Here is a 16225-nt window from a genome sequence, read left to right on the forward strand (position 1 = left end):
CCGACAGAAAGCGAAAAGCGAAAAGCCAGCGGACATCAGGCCTTCTGATGTTCCTTGATGTAATCGATCGCCTGCTGGACGGTGCGCAGCTTTTCCTGTTCGCTGTCCGGGATCTCGATGCCGAAGGCATCTTCAAGGGCCATCACGAGTTCAACGGTGTCAAGGCTGTCAGCGCCCAGATCTTCGATGAAGGCGGACTCATTCTTGATGTCGGCTTCATTGATGCTCAGCTGTTCAGCAACAACCTTCTTGACACGGGCTTCGATATTTTCTTCCATTTAAATCTCCGGGATCAAATAAAAAACTTCTGCGACGTGGAACGGTTCGGAACATTTCTTATCGATACCCGGTTCCATGCAGGATCAATAATTTTGATTATCGCAGAATTATATAAGACCTCTGGAAAAAATTTCCAGAGGGGATGAGGCGGCTATCCCATGTACATGCCACCGTTCACCGGCAGCACAGCGCCCGTAACATAAGCGGCGGCGGGACTTGCGAGGAAGCAGGCGGCATTCGCGACATCATCCGTTTGACCCAGTCGGCCAAGCGGAATCTGGGCGGTCATGGCGGCGCGGTGCTCTTCGGGGAGGTTCTTCGTCATATCGGTATCGATGAACCCCGGGGTGATGCAGTTCGCCGTCACGCCGCGGCTGCCAAGCTCGCGGGCGATGGAGCGCGTGAAGCCGATCAGGCCAGCCTTCGCGGCGGAGTAGTTCGTCTGGCCGCCGTTGCCGCTCGAAGCCACAACAGAGGACAGATTGATGATGCGGCCGTAGCGCGCCTTCAGCATCGGGCGGCAGGCCGCGCGGCAGAGGTGGAAAACCGAGGTGAGGTCGGTCGCGATCACGTCATCCCAGTCGGCGTCCTTCATGCGCATGAGGAGGCCGTCGCGCGTGATGCCGGCGTTATTCACGAGGATATCGAGCTTACCGAATTCCTTCACGATCGAAGAAACGAGCTCTTCAGCTTCAGCGTAGTTCGTGACATTCAGCACGACACCGCGCCCCTTTCCGGCAGCGGCGAGGCGCTCCGTGATCCCGGCAGCGCCTGACTCACTCGTCGCCGTACCGATCACAAAGGCACCCATGCGCGCGAACGACTGCGCGATCGCGTCACCGATACCGCGGCTCGCGCCCGTTACGAGGGCAATGCGGCCTTCCAGCGCGTTCGAAGCAAAAACCTGATTTTCCATCTTTCCTTCCTTTATAACTTTTACCGATGATCAGCCCGCGGCACTGAGGCTCTGAAGCGCGGCTTCGAGCGTCTCAGCGCTGTGCACGGGGTAGCACGGAATCGAGGGCACGCAGCGGCGGGCGAGACCCGTGAGGACCTTGCCGGGACCGCACTCAATCATATGCGTGACACCGAGCTTCTCCATCTCATGCATCGTCTTCACCCACTGCACGGGGCTGCAGGCCTGACGGGCGAGCGCGTCGCGGATCGAGTCCGCGGATCCGTGCTGCGCGGCGTCCACATTCGCGATCACGGGGACGCGGGGTTCAGCGATCGCCACTTCAGCCAGCCGCGCCGCGAGCCGGTCACGGGCCGGCGCGAGAAGCGAGCTGTGGAACGGAGCGGACACGGCGAGCGGCAGCGCGCGCTTCGCGCCAGCCGCGCGGGCGAGTTCGCAGGCACGCTCCACCGCGGCCTTCACGCCCGCGATCACGACCTGACCGGGGCTGTTGAAATTCACGGGTTCGACGACACCAGCCTCTGACGCCTCACGGCACACGGCTTCGACCGCGTCGTCCGCGAGACCGATGATCGCGGCCATGCCGCCAAGACCCACCGGCACCGCTTCCTGCATCGCCTGGGCGCGGAACCGCACGAGCGGCACCGCGTCTTCAAGCCTGAAAGCGCCGGCCGCAGTGAGCGCCGAGTATTCGCCGAGGCTGTGGCCCGCCATCACGGCGGGTTCCGGGATACCGGCCTCGCGCGCCGCTTCATAGAAAGCGACCGAGCAGGCAAGCATCACGGGCTGGGTATTCACGGTCAGCCCCAGCTTCTCCGCGGGACCTTCAGAAATCAGCTTCTCGAGGTCCTCACCAAGGGCCTCGCTCGAACGAGCCATCACCCGGGCGACGGCGTCGTTGCCGGCAAAGCCTGAAAGCATGCCGACGCTCTGCGAACCCTGTCCCGGGAACAAAATTGCCAAACGCATGGAAAAAATCCTGTTAAGCCCGGTTATCGGGCAGTGACGAAATAATAACAGCGTAGCGCCGCGGATTGAACCGGGCGCCTTTACAGGATGAGAAGCGCGGTGCCGCAGGTCATCCCGGCTCCGACCCCCTGGAGGAGCACCGTGTCACCCCGGCGGGCCATCCCGTTTTTTACAGCATAATCGAGGGCTAAGGGGACGGAGGCGGCGCAGGTGTTCCCGTGCTGGAAGACGGTCTTCACGACAGAGGCCGGATTAACGCCAATACGTGAAGCCACGGCGTCCATGATGCGGACGTTTGCCTGGTGCGGCACGTAGAGATCGATGTCAGAGGCCGCGACCCCGGCTTCCCGGAGCACGGCTTCTGCCTGGGATGAGAGCGACTCCACGGCTTCGCGGAACACGGCCCGTCCATCCATCTTAAGGAAGGGGGACCCCAGCGCCTTGCCGCCCTCAAGCCTCCCCGGCACCGCGAGGTAGTCACCCTTCCCGCCGTCCGCCGTGAGGCGCGTCATGAGAATGCCAGGCTTATCGGACGCCTCAAGCACCGCGGCTCCCGCCCCGTCCCCAAAGAGCACGCAGGTCGTGCGGTCACGCCAGTCAAGAAGACGGGAAAAGGATTCAGCTCCGACCACCAAAGCCCGGCGGGCCGCGCCTGAACGGATCATCGAGTCCGCGACCGAGACCGCGTAAGCGAACCCGGAGCAGACCGCCTGGATATCAAACGCCGCGCAGGGCGGAATCCCGAGCGCGCTCTGCAGCCTGCAGGCAACCGCCGGGAAGACTTCGTCAGGCGTCGTCGTCGCGACGATCACGAGGTCAATCGTCGCGGGGTCAATCGCGCCGCCTTCCAGCGCCGCGCGTGAGGCGCTGACAGCAAGCGACAGCGTCCCCTCCTCACCGCTCACAAGGTACCGGGTCTCGATCCCGGTGCGGGACCGGATCCATTCATCAGAAGTTTCCACTCCGAGCGACGCGAGCTCGCGCGCGAGCTCATCATTCGTGACACAGCGCGACGGAAGCGCGCTCCCCGTGGATATCAGGCGGGAAAATTGGGAAAGCGGCATGCTGATGCATCCTCCTCAAGTTTGGCGTATGACGGGGACTTCGGGCGAAGGGATCCCCTGATGTTTTTCGGAAAATAAAAAAAGGAGAAGACCGGAAGGTAAATTCCGATTTTCTCCTTTTCGTGATGCGTCTGAGGGAAGCTCTTTTCTGCCGGACGTACACCCGGACCCTGTGGCAGCCCTTCCCGCTATTGAGAAGGCTGATGCTTTGCAGACTAAGCCACGGGCTTATTGCTCCGCATTGGCCGTGGGGCCCATGCAGTTAACGCTGCGTCAGGCCGCAAGTCCATACCGGCGGAACCGGCTTCCCCGAAGAATATGAATTACTCTTCGTCCTTCTTCGTCTCAATCACTTTCTTGCCGCGGTAGAAACCGTTCGGGCTGATGTGGTGACGGCGAGTCACTTCACCAGTCGTCGGTTCGACGGCGAGTGCCGGATTGGAAAGGAAATCATGAGCGCGACGATTGCCACGGCGGGCAGTCGATTTTTTATTTTGCTGGACAGCCATTTTTAGACCCCACGTTGAAAACAGCGAATTATAACCGTTTATCCCCGGGTTTGTAAAATCCTGAGGAAAAACCTAGTGTTTCTTTAATGATGACAGGACTGCGAAGGGATTGGGCCGGGCATCTTCCAGCTCTTCCTCCTCATCCGTCGGGAGCTCGGGAGCCTTGCAGACATCGTGCGCCGGATAAAGCGGCAGCTTGAGCAGCAATTCTTCCTGCACCCAGTTAGCCACATCAAAGTGGCTAGATCCTACAACAACTTCATCCTCGCCGTCTTCCGAAATGGGCATTGAATCCGCTTCAGACTCGGTTTTCGTAAAAAGAAACGACGTTTTCAGATGAACATCAACAGTGAGCGGATCACCGCACCGGCAGCAGGAGCCGATCAGTTTCCCTTCGATGCGGAGAATGGCACCGGCGAGATGTTTGCGGCCCTCGGTTCCGGTCGCGCTCCACTCAACCTGCCCCTCGGTGAACTGGCCGTCATGGCCCGCGAGGAGCGGCAGCTCGGCCGCTGTGAATTTTCCGGACGCAGTCCCGCGCTCCTTCGAGAGGCGGAAGACATCGATCTGGACAGCAGACATGCGGAGAACTCCCTTAACTGGTTTCAGTACAATAAGGCCCACTATGATAAAGAAGAATCCTGAACTTGTTCTGGCCTCAAGCTCGCGCTATCGCCGCGAACTGCTTGAGCGGCTCGGCATTCCGTTTACCGCGGAAGCGTCTGATATTGATGAAACGTCGCGCGAAGGCGAGACGCCGGTGGAAGCCTGCCAGCGGCTCGCGGTGGAAAAGGCGAAGTGGGTCGCCGCGAAGCACCCCGGTGCCTGCGTGATCGGTTCAGACCAGGTGGCGGATCTCGACGGCGTCCGTCTCGGGAAACCGCATACGCGTGAGCGCTCGATCGAGCAGCTCCTCGCGATGCAGGGTCACACGATCGTTTTCTCCACGGCGCTCGCCGTGATCGCGCCGGACGGCACGGTGCGGGAAAAACTCTCGCAGACCCGCGTGAAGATGCGCCCCCTCACCCGCGAGACGATCGAAGCCTACGTGGACCGCGAGGAGCCTTACGACTGCGCGGGATCCGCGAAGATCGAGAAGCTCGGCATCGCGCTCATGGAAACAGTGGAGTCGGATGATCCGACCTCCCTCATCGGCCTCCCCCTCATGGCACTCACGACGCTTCTCACGCAGTCCGGCGTCACGGTGCTTCCGGGACTTAAAGCCTGATCACCGCCGTTCTGCTCACTTTTATACAGAAGCCGCACCGGGAAACCTTTCCGGGTGCGGCTTTTTTCCGGGCTCCTGATCAGAACCCCGGCTTTACTTCAGGAGGTCCTCAACGCCGATCGCGCGCGCGAGTTCAGGCACCGTGTCCACCACGGCGATCGGGTGAAGCTTCTCAAGCGCCTCGCGCCGCCCCGCGCCCCAGGTGACACCGACCGCGGCGGCGCCTGCGTTATTCGCCATTTCGAGGTCATGCACCGCGTCTCCGATCATCACGATTTTCGAGATCGGGACGCAGCATTCGTCCGAGAGCTGCCGCAGCATATCAGGAGAGGGCTTTGACTGCGCCTCATCCATCGTGCGGCTCGCGCAGAAGTAGCCATCGGACCCGGTTTTCGCGAGCACCCGCGCGAGTCCCGCACGGCTCTTTCCTGTCGCAATCGCGCTCCAGAGGCCGGCATCTTTCATCGCGGTGAGCATCTCCCGCATCCCGGGGTGCAGCCCCGTGATCCGGTCTTCCTCTTTTATATAAGCCTTCCAGTACTCAGCTTTATAAGCCGGGTAGATCGCGTCCGTGCAGTCCGGCACCGCGCGGCTCATCATGTCTTTGTGGCCGAGCCCGATCACGCTTTCCGCGGTTTCGTAGCTCGGGACCCCGAGACCGAGAACCCGGGCAGCCTCCTGGATCGCGCACGCGATGGCGTGCGTCGTATCCATGCAGGTCCCATCCCAGTCAAAGACAAACAGTTCAAACGGTCTTTCTTTCATTCAGCACCCGGATCAGTTCTTCGCAGGCTTCAGGCAGCGGCGACTCAATCTTCATTTTCTCATGAGTCACGGGGTGCTCGAAGGCAAGGCTGTATGAGTGAAGGAACATCCGGCGGAAGGGAATCCCGAGGAGTCCTTTCGAGACTTCGCGGTTGAAGTCAAAGTCACCGTACTTGTCGTCACCAACCAGCGGGTGACCGCTTTCCGCGGCGTGCACACGGATCTGATGCGTGCGGCCGGTGAGGAGTTCCACGTCGAGGAAACTCACGTCGCCGTAGCGGCGGATGAGCGTAAAGATCGAGTGCGAGGGGACGCCTTTCTCCGGATCCACCCGGACGCGGCGCTCACCCTCCTTCGTCACGTATTTGAAAAGCGGGAGGTTCACATGCTGCCGGTCATTCACCCAGTCGCCCTTCACGAGCGTCCGGTAGTGCTTCTCGATTCCGCCTTCCCGCATCGACTTCTGAAGCCTGACAAGCGCCTTGCGGGACTTGCAGACGATGATCGCGCCCGAGGTATCGCGGTCCAGCCGGTGCGCGAGTTCAAGGAACGGCTGATTCGGACGGCTCGCGCGGAGCCGCTCGATGAGCCCGAACGCGATCCCGCTGCCGCCGTGGCAGGCAAGGCCCGCCGGCTTATCGACGATCAGGAGATGCTCGTCCTCGAAGAGGATCGGGAGCGTGTCGTCTGAGATCGGCGCGGCGCGCGGCACGAGATCCCGCTTCTGCGGCACACGGATAGGCGGTACGCGGACGATGTCATCCAGCGCGAGCCTCGTCTCCGCCTTCACGCGCTTCTTATTCACCCTCACTTCACCGCTCCGCAGAAGCCGGTAAATGTGGCTCTTCGGCACGCCTTTTGCCACGCGGAGGAAGAAATTATCCACGCGCTGCCCGTCCGAATCTTCCCCGATCCGGATCCACGTCACGCGGTCCGGCGAAAGCTCCGTCACCCGGGAGGATGAAATGATGAATTTTTCTGCAGAATTTATCTCTGACATTGTCCCTATCCACTATACTTACGGACATCGATTCAGGCGCGGACCCCCGGAAGCCATCCGCTTCCAAGCAACCCTTGAGAGTTTTCCCTGCATCCCGCTAGGGATGCGAGGTTGATCGACCTGCCGTTGCGGTCCCCTGTCGATTTGTCGGGGATGGAGGCATTGTAGCCGTCCCGGGCGGGATTCTCATCCTTCGCTTCAAGTCTCGGCCTTGCGTCAGATGCAACCTGAGCGCGGAAACGCGGGCGAAGAAGGGGTACGCCCCGACATCAGCAATTTTTTAAAAATGGGATTGCCCGCAGCTCGCGCGGAGCGGACCCGGCCGGAGTGCCGGATGACTGCCGTGCTTGAGGAGAACGGGAATCCCGAACACAGTCCGCGGCGAGCACCTCGGACTGTGTCTGCGAAGAATGCATGGGTGCCGCATGCCGCCTGAGTCTGACTCTCTCAGACGAGTGACCGTGCTGCGTGTGCCTGGGTTGTACGGCGGTTATTTTTTCAGCTTTTTGATGATTAACCTGTGACTAGAGAAGAAAGACAACTGGATTGCCGAATACGGGCTGCCGAGGCGGGGATGCTGCAAGCGTTTCCCGCCGCCGTCCTATCGCGCATGCGGCTTCAGATGCCTTCAGCGGGCGGCGGAGCCGTCCGCGTTCTGCGCCTAGATCAGCCATAACCCGGCCTTCCTCCGGGCCGGTCACCTTATTCAGTTAGGGGGCGCGGGTCCGAAACGGGGTCCACCGCATTCATTCCGCACGCTTACTGCGCCCGCGACAGAGGCGCTTAGGAGTGCTCCAGTGAAGCGCATGCTATTTAACGCGACGCAGGCCGAAGAAACCCGCGTGGCGATCGTTGACGGACAGAAGCTCGTCGATATTGATATCGAGACCGCTGGTCACGAGCAGCATAAGTCCAACATCTATAAGGGCATCATCACCCGCATCGAGCCGTCGCTTGAAGCGTGCTTCGTCGACTACGGCGAAGAGCGCCACGGCTTCCTCCCCTTCAAGGAAGTTTCCCGCAGCTACTTCAATAAGGACGTGGACGTTCATACGTGCACGATCCGCGAGGCGCTGCGCGAAGGCCAGGAAATTCTCGTGCAGGTGGAGAAGGAAGAACGCGGCAACAAGGGTGCCGCCCTCACGACCTTTATTTCGCTTGCCGGACGCTACCTCGTCCTGATGCCGAAGAACCCCCGCGGAGGCGGAGTTTCCCGCCGTATCGAAGGAGAAGAGCGCCAGGAACTGCGTCACCTGATCGAAGAGCTGAAGCTCCCGCAGGGGATGTCGGTTATCGCCCGCACGGCCGGCATCGGCCGCACGATCGAGGAGCTGCAGTGGGATCTCGACTATCTCCTGAAGCTCTGGAACGCGATCTGCGACGCCGCGACTCCTGAATACGAACTCGTCCGCGACGAAAACGGCCACCGCGTGGTGTCCTACGTGACGGACCCCGTCGTGAACGGCCAGAAGCTCCGCCGCGTGAATCCGTCCCCCTTCCTCATCGTTGAGGAAAGCGCCCTTGTGATCCGCGCGATCCGCGACTACTTCCAGCCCGAGGTCGGCGAGATTCTCGTCGACACGGACGAAATCTATGACCAGGCCCGTCAGTTCATGCTGAACGTGATGCCGGACATGGTGGGCCGCGTGAAGCGTTACCGCGAGGAGACTCCGCTCTTCTCCCGCTTCCAGATCGAGCACCAGATTGAAACCGCGTACTCCCGCACCGTGACGCTGCCCTCCGGCGGCGCGATCGTGATCGACCACACCGAGGCTCTCGTCGCGATCGACGTGAACTCGGCCCGCGCGACCCGCGGCGCTGATATTGAGGAAACCGCCTTCCGCACGAACTGCGAAGCGGCGGACGAAATCGCCCGCCAGATGCGTCTGCGCGACCTTGGCGGTCTCGTCGTGATCGACTTCATCGATATGGAAGACGCCCGCAACCAGCGCGCGATTGAGCTCCGCATGAAGGACGCCCTGAAGGACGACCGCGCCCGTGTGCAGATGGCGAAGATCAGCCGCTTCGGCCTCATGGAACTCTCCCGCCAGAGACTCCGCCCAGCGCTCTCTGAAGGCCACCACATCACCTGCCCGCGCTGCAACGGCCTTGGCGTCATCCGTGACACTGAGAGCTCCGCGCTCCAGGTTCTCCGCATCATCCAGGAAGAAGCCACGAAGGACGGTACCGGCGCGATCCACGCTCAGGTTCCGGTCGATGTCGCGACGTACCTCCTGAACGAGAAGCGCACCGAAATCGCGAAGATCGAGCAGCGTAACCGCATCCCGGTCATCCTGATCCCGAACACCGTGCTTGAGACCCCGCACTACCACATCGAACGCATCCGCGCGAATGACGAACGGATGGAGGACGATGTTGCGAGCTACAAGCGCGCTGAAGACATCCAGCCGGTGTCGACTGACCCGTACGCCCTGAAGTCTGACGAAAACAAGCCCGCCCGTCCGAAGCAGGTCCCCGTGATCAAGAACATCACGCGTGACACGCCGGCGCCGGCTCATGTTGAGCGTAAGAAGGAAGAGGAGAAGAAGGAAGCGCCGGCCGCGAAGGCTGAGGCTGCCGCTCCGAAGGCCTCTCCCGCGCAGGCCGAGGCTCCGAAGAAGGGATTCTTCGCGCGCCTCATCGACATTCTCCTTGGCTCGAGCGAACCGAAGGCTGAGACCGCCGCTCCGAAGGCGGAAACTACCGCCGCAGCTGCCGCTCCCGCGGCCGCCGCGAAGCCCGAAGCGAAGAAAGACGAAGCGGGAGAATCCCGCCGCGGCCGCCGCGGCAACCGCCGCCGCTCGAACGCCCGTACGGAAGGTCCGGAACACGAGTCCGCACCGGCCGCTGAACGCCGCGCGAAGGCCGCTGCCGCTGAAACGACGGAAAACCGCCGCAGACGGAGCCGCCGCCGTCATTCGGAAGAGACCGAAGGACAGGTGAACGGTCAGGCTCAGCAGCAGGGCGCTCAGGCTTCGGAAGAGAAGAAGCAGCCCCAGCAGCAGGCCGCCGCTCAGGACGCCCAGGCCCAGCAGCCCGCTCAGGATCAGCAGCAGAACGAAGGCCGTCGCCGCCGCCGTCATCACTCTCACCGCACGCGTGAGGAGGATCAGCAGACGCAGCAGACCGCCGCTCAGACCGTGGCTCCCGCGGAGGATGTGACGGAACGCGAAGTGCGCGAGTTTGAGACCCGCGCGGCGAAGCTCGCCGTTGCCCCGGCGACATCCGGCGAAAGCGTTTCCGAGGTGAAACCGATCGTCGCGGCTGTCGCTCAGGCGGTGGACGCCGTTCCCGCTCACGAGGCTCCGAAGGACGAGAAGGAAGGCGGAACGCGTTCCCGCCGCAGCCGTAACCGCCGCCGCGGCGGAAAGTCGGGTGCCGAGCGCGCCGCGGACGCCGTGAAGACGGAAAACACGGCCGCAGCTGAAGCCGCGGTCCCCGCCGTTGCCGCCATCGCTCCTGCCGTAGCTGAAGCCGTTACCGCGGCTCCGAGCCCGGAAGTGAAGGCTGAACCCGCCGCTCCGGTCGCTGAGGCTCCCGCAGCACCTGCCGCGGAACCTGAAAAAAAGTCTCCGGCCGAAGCCGAAACTGCGGTACAGTCTGAACCCGTAGAAAGCGCTCCGGAAGCTGTGCCGGCTGCGGCCGAAATGGTGGAAACCGTGACGGCTGCCCCGGCTGAAGCCGAATCCGCCGCTCCCGCTCCCGCTGAAGAGAAGCCTGAGGCTTCCGTCACCGGAGCCCGGATCGCGGACGGCGCCACCGGTATCGAGGCTGAACTCGCGTCTCACGGCCTGCAGGTCGTTCACACCCGTCCCGAACTCGTGGGCGAAGTGAGCTACACGCAGCCGAAGGCGCCGGGACGTCCCCGTCCGGTGCTTCCTCCGGTTGAGGCGGTCGAAATGATCCAGGTCGAGACGAAGAAAGACGCGTCTTAATCCGATCAGCCCCAGGATCGGGGCACCGCAATAAAAAGGGCGCTGGGGTTTCTAGAAATTCCAGCGCCTTTCCTTTTTCTTTCGCTTTCCTTTTTCTCAGGTGAGATACATGGCGTCTGAAAACCTAACCGATAACTCCCGCGTGATTCCGATCGTGAGTGAGTCGCTCAAAGCCCTGCCGATACCGCTGAATGGCGGTATCCGGGAGAAAGACGGCTACTGGATCGACATGCTCGGGCGGCCGCTGACCGATATCCGTATTTCGGTCACCGATCACTGCAACTTCCGCTGCCGCTACTGTAAGCCGAAGGAGATCTGGGATAAGTTTGACGCCTATCTGCCGCATGAGGAACTGCTGAATTTTGAGGAGCTCTACCGGATCTCGCGGATCGCGGTGGAGCATGGTGTCCGGAAGATCCGCCTCACGGGCGGTGAGCCGCTCCTCAGAAAGCATATTGAGGATCTGATCGCGAAGCTCGCGACCCTCAGGACTCCGGACGGAAAGAAAGTCGATATCGCGATGACGACAAACGGTTCGATCCTCGCGAAGAAAGCGCAGGGCCTCAAAGACGCGGGGCTTGACCGTCTCACGGTGTCGCTTGACGCGCTCGATGAAAAGATCTTCCAGGAGTTCAACGACGTCGGTTTCCCGGCCGCGAAAGTCCTCGAGGGGATTCACGCGGCGCGCGAAGCGGGCTTTGAGCACGTGAAGGTGAACACCGTCGTGAAGCGCGGCATCAACGAGAATCAGATTGTTCCGCTTCTCGAACACTTCGCCGGCACCGGGGTTATCGTCCGCTTTATTGAGTATATGGATGCCGGCACGTCTAACGGCTGGCGGATGAATGACGTCGTCCCGACAAGCGAAGTGATCCGGATCGTGAGCGAACGGTTCAAGGTGACGCCTCTCACGCCGAATTATCAGAGTGAAACCGCGCAGCGCTGGCGTTACGGCGAGGGTGACGATGAGTTTGGCTGCATTTCGTCCGTCACACGCCCCTTCTGCCGCAACTGCTCCCGCGCCCGTCTGTCGATCGAGGGCGCCGTGTACCTCTGCCTCTTCGCGGACCGGGGTTTTGATATCCGCACGATGCTTCGCGGCGGCGCGAGCGACGAGGAAATCGCCGAGGCTCTCGGCCGCATCTGGACAAACCGGAGCAACCACTACTCGGAACTCCGAATGAACGGAATGCCTCTTCCGGTCAAAAAGGTCGAAATGAGTTATATCGGTGGCTGACACTCTGTCGTTAGAATAAAGGTTTTGCCACTCGCAGCTCTCTCTCGGAAAATACCGGAAAAATACTCTGCTCCCTTCCGTCTGAGACAGAAAGAAAAAAATGCACTTCAATCCCACAGCGATAACCTTCATCGGCTATCTCGTGCTGATGGTGATGATCGGCTTCTATGCCTGGCATCACACGAGAAGCTTTGGTGACTACATTCTCGGCGGCCGAAAACTAGGCGGCCTCGTAACCGCGCTCTCAGTCGGCGCGTCCGACATGAGCGGCTGGCTCCTGATGGGTGTCCCGGGCGCGGCCTACATCGCCGGTGTCAGCGAATCCTGGATCGCGATCGGTCTCACGATCGGCGCGTGGCTGAACTGGAAGCTCGTCGCCGCGCGTCTCCGCCTCTACACCGAGGTGTCGCATAACGCGCTCACGCTCCCGGATTATTTCCGGCAGCGTTTCGAAGACAAGTCGCACTGGCTCGCCGTGAGCGCCGCGGCCGTGATTCTCGTTTTCTTCACGATCTACTGCGCCTCCGGCATGGTGGCCGGCGCCCGGCTTTTCGAGAACACGTTCCATCTGCCCTACTCCACCGCGCTCTGGCTCGGCGCGATCGCGACGATCGCCTACGTCTTTATCGGCGGATTCCTCGCTGTGTCCTGGACCGATACGATTCAGGCCTCCCTCATGTGCATCGCGCTCATCGTGACCCCGGTCGCTGTCATGATCGATCTCGGAGGCGCTTCCGCCGCCACGAGCCAGGTCGCCGCGATCAACCCGGATATGCTGAGCATGATGAACGGTCAGACCACAATCGGCATCATTTCGCTTCTCGCCTGGGGTCTTGGCTACTGCGGCCAGCCGCACATCCTCGTCCGCTTCATGGCGACGCGCTCAATCCGCGTGATTCCGAATGCCCGCCGCATTTCGATCACCTGGATGATCTTCTGCCTCGCCGGGTCGGTGGCTGCCGGGTTCTTCGGCGCCGCGTTCTTCGCGGGTCACCCGGAACTCGCCGGTGCTGTGACGGAGAACCACGAACGGGTCTTTATTGAACTCGCGAAGGCGCTCTTCAATCCGTGGATCGCGGGTGTGCTGATGTCCGCCATTCTCGCGGCTGTGATGTCGACACTCTCCTGCCAGCTCCTCGTCTGCTCCTCAACGCTTACGGAAGACTTCTACCGCCGCCTGATTCACCCGAAGGCGAGCAACCGCGAACTGATGCTTTTCAGCCGCGGCATGGTGCTTCTCGTTTCCATCATCGCGATCATCATCGCGCGCGACCCGAACAGCCTCGTGCTGTCGCTCGTCTCCTACGCCTGGGCCGGTTTCGGCGCCTCGTTCGGTCCCGTGATCCTGATCTCCCTCTGGTGGAAGCGCATGACCCGTAACGGGGCTCTCGCCGGCATGCTGGTCGGCGCGATCACGGTGCTCGTCTGGCACTACTTCGCGTGGTTTGATCTCTATGAGATTCTCCCGGGCTTTATCCTCGGGTCTCTCGCGATCATCGTGGTGAGCCTCCTTGATAAGGCTCCGGAAAAGGAAGTGACGGACGCGTTCAATACGGTGGAACGCCGCCTCGTCGAAGAGTCCTAAAAGTTTCTTCGCATAAAAGGCAAAAAAATCCGGTCATGCAGCGAAAACTGCATGACCGGTATTTTTTTGTCCTGAGAGAAGGCGCCGGAGGTTTCATCCGGCACCTTCCATTTCCCCGTCAGGCGTTCGGGGTTTCTTCCGCCTTTGTCACCGAGAAGGCGAGTTCCTTCCCGTTCAGGCCCACGTTCACCGTGTCGCCTTCCGCAGCCTTCCCTTCGAGGAGGAACTGCGCGAGCGGCGTTTCGAGCGCGTCCTGCACTTCGCGGCGGAGCGGCCGAGCGCCGAACACCGGATCGAACCCGGCCTTCGCGATTTCCGCGAGCGCCGCGTCGGTCACCTTCAGCGTGATGCCCTGCTCAGCCACACGGTCAGCAAGCTTCTGCACCTGGATACCGGCAATCTTCTGAATCGCCTTTTCACCGAGCGAATTGAAGACCACGATCTCGTCGATACGGTTGATGAATTCCGGACGGAAGTGCTGCTTCACTTCTTCCATCACGGCTTCCTTCACCTCGTCATGCGGGCGGCCGGCCATCTGCATGATTTCCTGCGAACCGAGGTTCGAGGTCATCACGATCACGGTGTTCTTGAAGTCCACCGTGCGGCCCTGACCATCCGTCATGCGGCCATCGTCGAGCACCTGCAGCAGGACGTTGAAGACGTCCGGGTGAGCCTTTTCGACTTCATCGAACAGGATCACGCTGTAGGGGCGGCGCCGGACAGCTTCCGTGAGGTAGCCGCCCTGGTCATAGCCGACATATCCCGGAGGCGCGCCGATCAGACGGGCGACACTGTGCTTCTCCATGTATTCCGACATATCAATTCGGATCATGGCCTTTTCGCTATCGAAGAGGAACGAGGCGAGCGCCTTCGTGAGCTCGGTCTTGCCGACACCCGTGGGTCCAAGGAAGAGGAACGAGCCGTACGGCCGGTTCGGGTCCGAGAGTCCTGCGCGGCTTCTCTGAATCGTTTCCGCGACCTTTCTCACGGCCTCATCCTGACCGATCACGCGTTTCGACAGTTCCTCACGCATGTGAAGGAGCTTCTCACGCTCGCCCTGCATCATTTTCGACACCGGGATGCCGGTCGCGCGGGACACCACTTCAGCGATTTCCTCAGCGCCGACGCTTGTACGAAGGAGGTGCGGCTTATCAGGCGACTCATCCTTCTTCACCTGGCTCGCTTCCTTATTCAGCTTCTTCTCAAGCTCCGGGAGCACCGAGTACTGGAGTTCCGCGAGGCGCTCGTACTGAGCGTTCCGACGGCATTCGTCCATCTCGCGGCGGACCTGATCGATCTTGTCGCGGGTTTCCTTTTCGCCGATCGCGTCCGCCTTCTCGCGCTTCCAGATCTCTTCGAGGTCTGAATACTTGCGGGAGAGCGTCTCGATCTCTTCCTCAATCGTCGCGAGGCGCTTCTTCGAGGCGTCATCCGTCTCTTTCTTCATCGCTTCGCGTTCGATCTTCAGCTGAATCAGGCGGCGGTCGATCTTATCGAGCGCCTCGGGCTTCGAGTCGATTTCCATCTTCACGCGGGCAGCCGCCTCATCGATAAGGTCAATCGCCTTATCCGGGAGATAACGGTCCGTGATGTAGCGGTTCGAGAGCTCAGCCGCAGCCACAATCGCCGGGTCCGTGATCTGGACGCCGTGATGGGCTTCGTACTTCTCCTGAAGACCGCGGAGAATGGCGATCGTGTCCTCAACGGACGGCTCCCCGATCATCACCTTCTGGAAACGGCGTTCCAGCGCCGCGTCCTTCTCGATGTACTGACGGTATTCGTTGAGAGTCGTCGCGCCGATCACATGGAGTTCGCCACGCGCGAGCGCGGGCTTCAGCATGTTGCCGGCGTCCATCGAGCCTTCGGTCTTGCCGGCTCCGACCACCGTATGCAGCTCATCGATGAAGAGAATGATGCGGCCGTTCTGCGCGGTCACTTCCTTCAGAAGCCCCTTCAGGCGTTCCTCGAATTCACCGCGGTACTTGGCGCCGGCAATCAGCCCCGCCATGTCGAGCGACAGAATCACTTTGTTCTTCAGCGTGTCCGGCACTTCGCCGTTCACGATACGCTGCGCGAGACCTTCAACGACAGCGGTCTTGCCAACGCCCGGTTCACCGATCAGGACCGGATTATTCTTCGTACGGCGCTGCAGGATCTGCATCGTGCGGCGGATTTCATCGTCGCGGCCGATCACAGGATCGAGCTTCCCCTCGCGGGCCTTCGCGGTGAGGTCAATCGTGTACTTTTTAAGCGCGCCGCGGGACTGTTCGGCGTCCGCGTTATCGGCCGCCTGGCCGCCGCGCACTTCCGTGATCGCGGCATCGAGCGCGCGCCGGGTAAGACCGTTCTCGCGGGCAATACGGCCGGCATCGCTCTTCTCGTCCGAGAGGGCAAGAAGGAACATCTCGGTCGCGATGAATTCATCGCCCCGCTTCATCGCCTCTTTCTCGGTGAGGTTGAGAGCGTTCGCGAGATCGCGGCTCACCTGGATATCGCCCGAGGTGCCGGAAACCTTCGGGAGGTTTTCGATCGCCTGGTCGGCTGCCCGGGTAAGACCGGAGACGTTCACGCCCGCGCGCTCGAGCAGGCTCACCGCGGAGCCATCCTTATCGTGAAGGATTGCGGCGAGCAGATGCACGGGCTCGAGAAACTGGTTGTCGTGCGCGAGAGCTAGGCTCTGGGCATCGCCCAGAGCTTCCTGGAACTTCGTGGTGAGTTTGTCTTGACGCATAGGTTTA

Annotated in this window: 13 protein-coding genes; 4 read left to right on the plus strand and 9 right to left on the minus strand. The window is 61.3% G+C overall.

Annotated elements, in window-relative coordinates:
* Nucleotides 1-35 precede the first annotated feature (35 nt).
* The 6 genes from acpP to M4NBBH2_RS01305 form a co-directional block, all read right to left on the minus strand.
* A complete protein-coding gene (gene acpP / locus M4NBBH2_RS01280) occupies nucleotides 36-278 on the minus strand; it encodes an acyl carrier protein (RefSeq protein WP_116269392.1) in 243 nt (80 codons plus the stop codon).
* 152 nt (nucleotides 279-430) lie between these two features.
* On the minus strand, nucleotides 431-1195 hold the full coding sequence (gene fabG / locus M4NBBH2_RS01285; protein WP_116269393.1) for a 3-oxoacyl-ACP reductase FabG: 765 nt from the start codon (nucleotides 1193-1195) through the stop codon (nucleotides 431-433).
* A 30-nt stretch (nucleotides 1196-1225) separates the two neighbouring features.
* Complete coding sequence (fabD, locus tag M4NBBH2_RS01290; protein ID WP_116269394.1) at nucleotides 1226-2164, minus strand: ACP S-malonyltransferase; 939 nt, start codon at nucleotides 2162-2164, stop codon at nucleotides 1226-1228.
* An 80-nt stretch (nucleotides 2165-2244) separates the two neighbouring features.
* Nucleotides 2245-3228, minus strand: a complete 984-nt coding sequence (locus M4NBBH2_RS01295; protein ID WP_116269395.1) for a beta-ketoacyl-ACP synthase III — start codon at nucleotides 3226-3228, stop codon at nucleotides 2245-2247.
* 323 nt (nucleotides 3229-3551) lie between these two features.
* On the minus strand, nucleotides 3552-3737 hold the full coding sequence (rpmF, locus tag M4NBBH2_RS01300) for a 50S ribosomal protein L32 (protein WP_022444179.1): 186 nt from the start codon (nucleotides 3735-3737) through the stop codon (nucleotides 3552-3554).
* 72 nt (nucleotides 3738-3809) lie between these two features.
* A complete protein-coding gene (locus M4NBBH2_RS01305) occupies nucleotides 3810-4319 on the minus strand; it encodes a YceD family protein (RefSeq protein WP_116269396.1) in 510 nt (169 codons plus the stop codon).
* 43 nt (nucleotides 4320-4362) lie between these two features.
* On the opposite strand from M4NBBH2_RS01305, the gene M4NBBH2_RS01310 reads away from it, so the two are divergent.
* Entirely contained in the window at nucleotides 4363-4965 is a 603-nt protein-coding gene (locus M4NBBH2_RS01310; protein ID WP_116269397.1) for a Maf family protein, read from the plus strand.
* Between the two features lie 93 nt (nucleotides 4966-5058).
* Here M4NBBH2_RS01310 and M4NBBH2_RS01315 read toward each other — a convergent pair whose 3' ends face one another.
* Entirely contained in the window at nucleotides 5059-5730 is a 672-nt protein-coding gene (locus M4NBBH2_RS01315) for an HAD-IA family hydrolase (protein WP_116269398.1), read from the minus strand.
* A complete protein-coding gene (locus tag M4NBBH2_RS01320) occupies nucleotides 5711-6730 on the minus strand; it encodes an RluA family pseudouridine synthase (RefSeq protein WP_116269399.1) in 1020 nt (339 codons plus the stop codon). The genes M4NBBH2_RS01315 and M4NBBH2_RS01320 overlap by 20 nt, the downstream gene beginning before the upstream one ends.
* 797 nt (nucleotides 6731-7527) lie before the next feature.
* Between M4NBBH2_RS01320 and M4NBBH2_RS01325 the strand changes: the two genes are divergently transcribed.
* From M4NBBH2_RS01325 to putP, 3 genes are all read left to right on the plus strand, one after another.
* Nucleotides 7528-10665: an Rne/Rng family ribonuclease gene (locus M4NBBH2_RS01325; RefSeq protein ID WP_116269400.1), complete on the plus strand. Its 3138-nt coding sequence runs from the start codon at nucleotides 7528-7530 to the stop codon at nucleotides 10663-10665.
* Between the two features lie 109 nt (nucleotides 10666-10774).
* Nucleotides 10775-11902 (plus strand): GTP 3',8-cyclase MoaA, encoded by a 1128-nt coding sequence (moaA, locus tag M4NBBH2_RS01330; RefSeq protein WP_116269401.1) that lies wholly within the window; start codon nucleotides 10775-10777, stop codon nucleotides 11900-11902.
* A 100-nt stretch (nucleotides 11903-12002) separates the two neighbouring features.
* On the plus strand, nucleotides 12003-13487 hold the full coding sequence (gene putP / locus M4NBBH2_RS01335) for a sodium/proline symporter PutP (RefSeq protein ID WP_116269402.1): 1485 nt from the start codon (nucleotides 12003-12005) through the stop codon (nucleotides 13485-13487).
* A gap of 118 nt (nucleotides 13488-13605) precedes the next feature.
* On the opposite strand, the gene clpB is transcribed toward putP, so the two are convergent.
* Entirely contained in the window at nucleotides 13606-16218 is a 2613-nt protein-coding gene (clpB, locus tag M4NBBH2_RS01340) for an ATP-dependent chaperone ClpB (RefSeq protein WP_116269403.1), read from the minus strand.
* Nucleotides 16219-16225 lie beyond the last annotated feature (7 nt).

This window comes from Mesosutterella multiformis, from assembly GCF_003402575.1.
GTDB classification, from domain to species: Bacteria; Pseudomonadota; Gammaproteobacteria; order Burkholderiales; family Burkholderiaceae_F; genus Mesosutterella; species Mesosutterella multiformis.